General features: G+C 43.0%; 4 protein-coding genes and 2 pseudogenes. 4 read left to right on the top strand and 2 right to left on the bottom strand.

The window, feature by feature from the left end; genetic code table 11:
- Window positions 1-164 (bottom strand): annotated as a pseudogene (locus FTU83_RS16655) (RNA-guided endonuclease TnpB family protein); the annotation flags it as partial.
- Window positions 165-447: 283 nt separating this feature from the next.
- Between FTU83_RS16655 and FTU83_RS16650 the strand changes: the two are divergent.
- The gene (locus FTU83_RS16650; protein ID WP_180005476.1) at window positions 448-858 is read left to right on the top strand and encodes an SEL1-like repeat protein; all 411 of its coding nucleotides are present in this window, start codon (window positions 448-450) and stop codon (window positions 856-858) included.
- Between the two features lie 64 nt (window positions 859-922).
- Here the strand turns inward: FTU83_RS16650 and ettA are convergent, their stop codons facing one another.
- Window positions 923-2584, bottom strand: coding sequence for an energy-dependent translational throttle protein EttA (gene ettA, locus FTU83_RS16645; RefSeq protein WP_180073466.1), 1662 nt, complete (start codon window positions 2582-2584; stop codon window positions 923-925).
- 318 nt (window positions 2585-2902) lie between these two features.
- On the opposite strand from ettA, the gene FTU83_RS16640 reads away from it, so the two are divergent.
- From FTU83_RS16640 to FTU83_RS16630, 3 genes and pseudogenes are all read left to right on the top strand, one after another.
- Window positions 2903-4180: an O-acetylhomoserine aminocarboxypropyltransferase/cysteine synthase family protein gene (locus FTU83_RS16640; RefSeq protein WP_180092590.1), complete on the top strand. Its 1278-nt coding sequence runs from the start codon at window positions 2903-2905 to the stop codon at window positions 4178-4180.
- Window positions 4181-4581: 401 nt separating this feature from the next.
- Window positions 4582-5469 carry an SDR family NAD(P)-dependent oxidoreductase gene (locus FTU83_RS16635; protein WP_078189400.1) on the top strand — a complete coding sequence of 296 codons (888 nt, stop codon included), beginning with the start codon at window positions 4582-4584 and terminating at the stop codon, window positions 5467-5469.
- A 102-nt stretch (window positions 5470-5571) separates the two neighbouring features.
- A pseudogene (locus FTU83_RS16630) lies at window positions 5572-6297 on the top strand (FAD-dependent oxidoreductase); the annotation flags it as partial.
- Between the last annotated feature and the right edge of the window lie 123 nt (window positions 6298-6420).

The following is a 6420-nucleotide window of genomic DNA, read 5'->3' as shown; positions in this document are numbered from 1 at the left end:
TTCGTATATTTGGCAATATCAAAAGCAGAGAGAAATTCACCTTTCCGCTTCAAATGCCTAAACCCTAAATCATTGACATAATTCCAGACGAAGTTCACTTCTGATGCTAGTTGGTCTAACACCTTGCGATGTTTGTCTTTTATACGTAATTTAAGGGTTTTCATGTACTTATATTAACAATCAGAACTCAAGGAAAATAGTCCTTAGTTAAATCAAACGACACTTCATGTCGTGTCGCTTATATCTCTGACCTGAAGGACAGAGTTTTACGCTCCATTTGATAAATATTTTTTTAATACCTATTCACATATCATGACAAGCATGCTAATTTTCATCTTAAGTGTGATCTGTTTAAAACAATTAAATCATTCATCGCAGCGCACGAATGACTACTGTTAATATTTTTTATTAATCAAGTGGTTATACTTAGCAATAAGGAGTTTAACAATGATGATACAAGCTCTGAAAAAAATTTATGCACTGTTGTCACAACAGATGAATCCAAAGTTGCAAGGAATGCATCTTTCGGTTCCAGAAGCCGAGGGTGATTACGCCCAAGGGACTTATTTTGAAATTCTTGCGGCTCAACACCATCAAGACTTTCTCAGTCACCATACTATGGATTCAGCAGACCAATCCCCTACTGACTATCGCAATGCCATGTGGAATTTTTTAAGTGCCGCATTAAAAGGTCATAAAGATGCCCAATATCGCTTAGGTCTCGGTTATTTACGTGGAGAACTCGGCTTAGACCGCAATTATGAACTTGCACAGCTTTGGCTCAGTAAAGCCGCTGCACAAGGCCATGAACAAGCAGACTACGTCTTACATCATGCCTATGAAGACATTGTCGTATAGTCATTGCATCCTAAGTAATAAAAAACCAGCCCGCAGGCTGGTTTTTTTATTTTAAAACTGGAACTTAGTTGCCAATTTTGCGGTATTTTTGACGCTTTGCAACAAGGTCATCACCATCACGTTTACGACGGTATTCTTCAAATTCATGGTAGTTACCCGTGAAGAATTCAGGGGTTTCACCTTCAAATGACAAGATGTGCGTTGCAATACGGTCGAGGAACCAACGGTCATGCGAGATCACCATGACTGTACCCGGGAATACCAGAATTGCATCCTCAAGCGCACGTAAAGTTTCAATATCCAAGTCGTTTGACGGTTCATCGAGTAAGATGACGTTTGCACCCATTTGCAGGATTTTCGCAAGTTGTAAACGGTTACGTTCACCACCTGACAATTGACCTACACGTTTTTGCTGATCTTGACCTTTGAAGTTAAAGCGACCGATATACGCACGAGATGCGATTTCGTATTCACCAATTTTCAAGATATCTAAACCGCCAGAAACTTCTTCCCAAACAGTTTTGTTGTCATCTAAGGTGTCACGAATCTGACCCACGTAAGCCACTTTAACAGACTCACCCAGTGTAACTGTACCTGTATCTGGTTGTTGTTCGCCTGTCATCATACGGAACAATGTGGTTTTACCCGCACCGTTCTCACCCACGATACCCACAATGGCACAAGGTGGTACAACGAATGATAAGTCTTTATAAAGCGTACGATCACCAAACGACTTGCTGATGCCTTCAACTTCTACAACCTTGTTGCCTAGACGTGGACCAGGTGGAATGTAGATTTCAGACGTTTCGTTACGCTGTTGGAATTCGCGTGAGTTAAGCTCTTCAAAACGCTCCATACGCGCTTTGTTTTTCTTTTGCTGACCTTTGGCATTTGAACGAACCCATTCAAGTTCTTTTTTCAATGCTTTAGCAAAAGATTCTTCTTGCTTCTGTTCTTGCTCTAAACGAGCATTTTTCTGCTCTAACCAAGAAGAATAGTTGCCTTGGTATGGAATACCCATGCCGCGGTCAAGCTCAAGAATCCACTCTGCCACGTTATCCAAGAAGTAACGGTCATGGGTAATCGCAACAATTGTACCTGGGAAGTCTTTCAAGAAACGTTCTAACCAAGATACTGATGAAGCATCCAAATGGTTCGTCGGTTCGTCTAGAAGCAGCATGTCTGGTTTAGACAATAACAAACGGCAAAGTGCAACACGACGGCGCTCACCACCAGACAACTTAGATACATCTGCATCCCAAGCTGGAAGATTCAACGCTGCAGCAGCCTGATCCATTTGGTTGACAATGTTATGTGCATCCCATGAATGGATAATCGCTTCTAACTTCTCTTGTTCTTTTGCAAGTGCATCAAAGTCAGCATCTTCTGCTGCATATTCTGCAAACACTTCATCAAGACGCGCCAAAGCATCCAACGGTTCACGCAAACCGTCTTCAACGTTACCACGAACGTCTTTGCTTTCATCCAATGGCGGCTCTTGTTCAAGGTAACCAATTTTGATACCCGGTTGAGCACGTGCTTCACCTGAGAAATCTTTATCTACGCCCGCCATAATACGAAGCAAGGTAGATTTACCTGCACCGTTTAGACCAAGCACACCAATTTTTGCGCCTGGGAAAAATGATAAAGAGATGTCTTTCAGGATTTCGCGCTTAGGCGGAACCATCTTCGACACACGGTTCATCGTGTAAATATATTGGGCCACTTAGGACTCCTCAATAGTCAAAACATATACGGAACAACACAAAGTTGCCCCTGCTCAATTGAGCGAAAAAATAATCGGCTATTATACGCATAAAGTCGTGAAAAAATAAGGTTTCGCACACGCCTTCAATGCATTGTTACAAGTTTAATGGCGAACAAAATTTAAACATGCGTTTTTAAGCATGATTTCGCTCATCTTTAGCTGAAAATTTTTCAATAATATGAATAATTATGATATTCATTTTATAAATAAAGCACTTTTATTCATATATATAAGTGATAGACTGTTTAAAAACTAGCTCTCTTAGATGAAGTAATCATGACCTATAAAGATGAAACTTTAGCAATTCACGCGGGGTATACACCGGAGCCAACCACCAAAGCGGTTGCGGTGCCGATCTATCAAACAACATCATATTCGTTTGATAACACGCAGCATGGTGCTGATTTATTTGACTTAAAAGTTCAGGGTAATATTTATACCCGCATTATGAATCCAACCACGGCGGTACTTGAACAGCGTGTTGCAGCGCTCGAAGGCGGTATAGGCGCACTGGCGTTGGCATCAGGTATGGCTGCCATTACATATGCGATTCAAACCATTGCTGAAGCGGGCGACAATATCGCTTCAGTTTCGACCCTATATGGCGGCACATATAATCTGTTTGCCCACACCTTGCCGAAACAAGGCATTGAAGTTCGCTTCTTTGATTATCAAAACCCCGAAGCACTGCGTAGCCTCATCGATGACAAAACCAAGCTGGTCTTTGTCGAATCTATTGGTAACCCATTGGGCAATATTATTGACCTCGAAGCAATTTCGAAAATTGCGCATGAATTTGGCATACCTGTAGTCGTAGACAATACTGTGGCCACACCTGTTCTGCAAAAATCATTTGAATTTGGTGCCGACATCGTGGTGCACTCACTCACAAAATATATTGGCGGTCATGGTAATTCGATCGGCGGCATCATCGTCGATAGCGGCAAATTTCCTTGGGGCAAATACCCTGAACGCTTTAAATCACTCAACACCCCTGATCCAAGCTACCACGGGGTCAATTATGTCGAAGCCTTAGGTGACGCAGCCTACATTGCCCGTGCGCGCGTGGTCCCACTGCGTAATACAGGCGCTGCGATCAGCCCGCATAATGTATTCTTAATCTTACAAGGTTTGGAAACCTTAAGCCTGCGCATGGAGCGTCATACTGAAAATGCGCAAAAAGTGGCGGAATATTTACAAGCGCATCCAAAAGTAAAATGGGTCAACTACGCTGGCCTAAAAGACCATCCTCAGCATGCTTTGGCGCAAAAATATGTCAAAGGCAAACCATCTGCGATTCTTTCATTCGGCGTTCAAGATGGCCTTGCAGGTGGCACACGTTTCATCGATGCCTTGCAGTTGTTTACTCGCCTTGTGAATATTGGTGATGCCAAAAGTTTAGCCTGCCATCCTGCGACCACGACACATCGTCAGCTCAATGAAGATGAACTCAAAGCAGCGGGGGTCAGCATTGATATGGTTCGTTTATCGATTGGGATCGAACATGCGGATGACTTGATTGCAGACTTAGAGCAAGCCTTAGCTGCTGTTTAAACCATAATTGCACAGTCCACAGGTCTTATTTTTAAGGCCTGTTTTTATTTCCATTTCATTTAAATAACCACTCCCACATAATCCGCCTTCCAACTTTGGGCATCTATGGCCCTGCTTCTATATTTATTTACAATTTTATTTATCTTGAAAATCGACTTTTTTAGGTTGCAACGATGTTGATAAAAGCACTTCTCTTTCACATATTTATGTGTTAAAAATTGAGTAAATAGGGATTTTAATTTAGAGTAAAAACTCTAAATATTATTTTATTTTCAATTACTTATCATATGGCTTTTTTTGAATAAAACGCTATCATACCGCTGACTTAAAACAGCCCTGCACATAGCGTTGTCGGGCCGATAAATGAATACAATAAAACTGATTTAACAGGGAACCTCATCGTGAATTCAAGACTTGAGAAACGTTTCGTTGACCGTGTCAACGGTAAGACCATTTTAATCACCGGTGCATCAAGTGGTATCGGTTTAACCACAGCGCATCGCCTTGCCAACGCAGGCGCACATGTTCTACTGGTTGCACGTACCAAAGAAACTCTTGATGCCGTAAAAGCTGAAATTGAAGCCACTGGCGGTAAAGCCGATGTTTTCCCATGTGACCTCAATGATATGGACTCCATTGATGCTGTGGCACAACAAATCCTCGCTTCCGTCGATCATATTGATATCTTAATTAATAACGCTGGCCGTTCTATTCGTCGTGCCGTACATGAATCAACCGATCGTTTCCATGATTTTGAACGTACTATGCAGTTGAACTATTTTGGCGCGGTACGTTTGGTGATGAACCTGTTGCCTAAAATGATGATTCGTCGTGAAGGTCATATCATCAACATCAGTTCGATTGGTGTATTGGCCAATGCAACACGCTTCTCTGCCTATGTTGCGTCTAAAGCCGCATTAGATGCTTTTAGCCGTTGCCTGAGCGCTGAAGTTCACTCGCATAATATTGCCATCACGTCGGTCTACATGCCATTGGTGCGCACGCCAATGATCGCTCCAACCAAAATTTATAAATACGTTCCAACGCTTTCTCCAGAACAAGCGACTGACCTGATTGCCTATGCCATCGTGAAACGTCCAAAGAAAGTGGCGACCAATTTGGGCCGTCTGGCTTCTATTACCTACTCAATTGCTCCAGACATTAACAACAAACTCATGTCGATTGGTTATAACTTGTTCCCAAGCTCTTCAGCGTCTATTGGTAAGCAAGAAAAACTCAATTGGGTACAAAAGGCATATGCTCGCCTATTCCCAGGTGAACACTGGTAAGACTTGACTCACCCCTAAAAAAGCCCTTTTGAGGGCTTTTTTATTGGGTTTTATGCAGCATCTTTGATACATTGGGCTGAGATAAAATCAACTTTTAAAACAATGAAAACTCAAAATATTGCCATCATCGGTGCAGGTACGGCAGGATTAGCTGCTGCAGCAATGCTTGCTGCTCAAGGCCATCAGATCTGCTTATATGAAAAAGTCTCACAACTTGAACCTGTGGGCGCAGGATTATTATTACAACCTGCCGGACTGGCAGTTTTCGAACATTTAGGCATTTTGGAACAAGCCTTAAGCCTTGGCGCTGTGGTAACCGGTCTTGAAGGTCAACTGGCTGGCGGCGACTTGCTGATAAACAGTCAATATCGACAAGCCGATGAACGTTCATATGGACTCGGCATTCACCGTGCCACACTCTGTCATGTCCTTGCATCCAAAGTCCGAGAATATCCTCAACACGTTGAGTGGTGTATGGCGCATGAGGTACATGAACTTCAAGAGTCCAGTGACGGTATAAACGTGATTGGACAATCCGCAGATCAATCCTTTCAACGTCAATTTGATCTCGTGTTGATCGCCAATGGCGCACGCAGCCATTTACGCCCTAAAGCATGGGAAAAGCTCAACCAAGCCTACCCTTGGGGTGCAAAGTGGATCATCGTGCCTGAATGCGAAGTGCTGAATCCGCAGATCTTGCATCAGTTCTATGACCGCTCCAACATCATGATGGGTGTAATGCCTACGGGAGCAATTCCAACGCAGCCTGAACAGCGCCTTTCGAGCATTTTCTGGAGTCTACCTACAGCAGATTTAGAAGGATTCTTGACATACTCCCACCACCAAGCTAAGAGCTATGGTGGGGGAATCTTTGCGACCCATGCAATCTTAGAGATTGCACCTTTCGATACCGCACTGCGCTGACAGTATGGCGGTACAGGAACTCTTTAT

Origin of the sequence: Acinetobacter sp. YH12152 (assembly GCF_013418285.1) — a bacterium.
GTDB lineage: Bacteria > Pseudomonadota > Gammaproteobacteria > Pseudomonadales > Moraxellaceae > Acinetobacter > Acinetobacter amyesii.
This window is presented reverse-complemented; position numbering and strand designations above follow the sequence as displayed.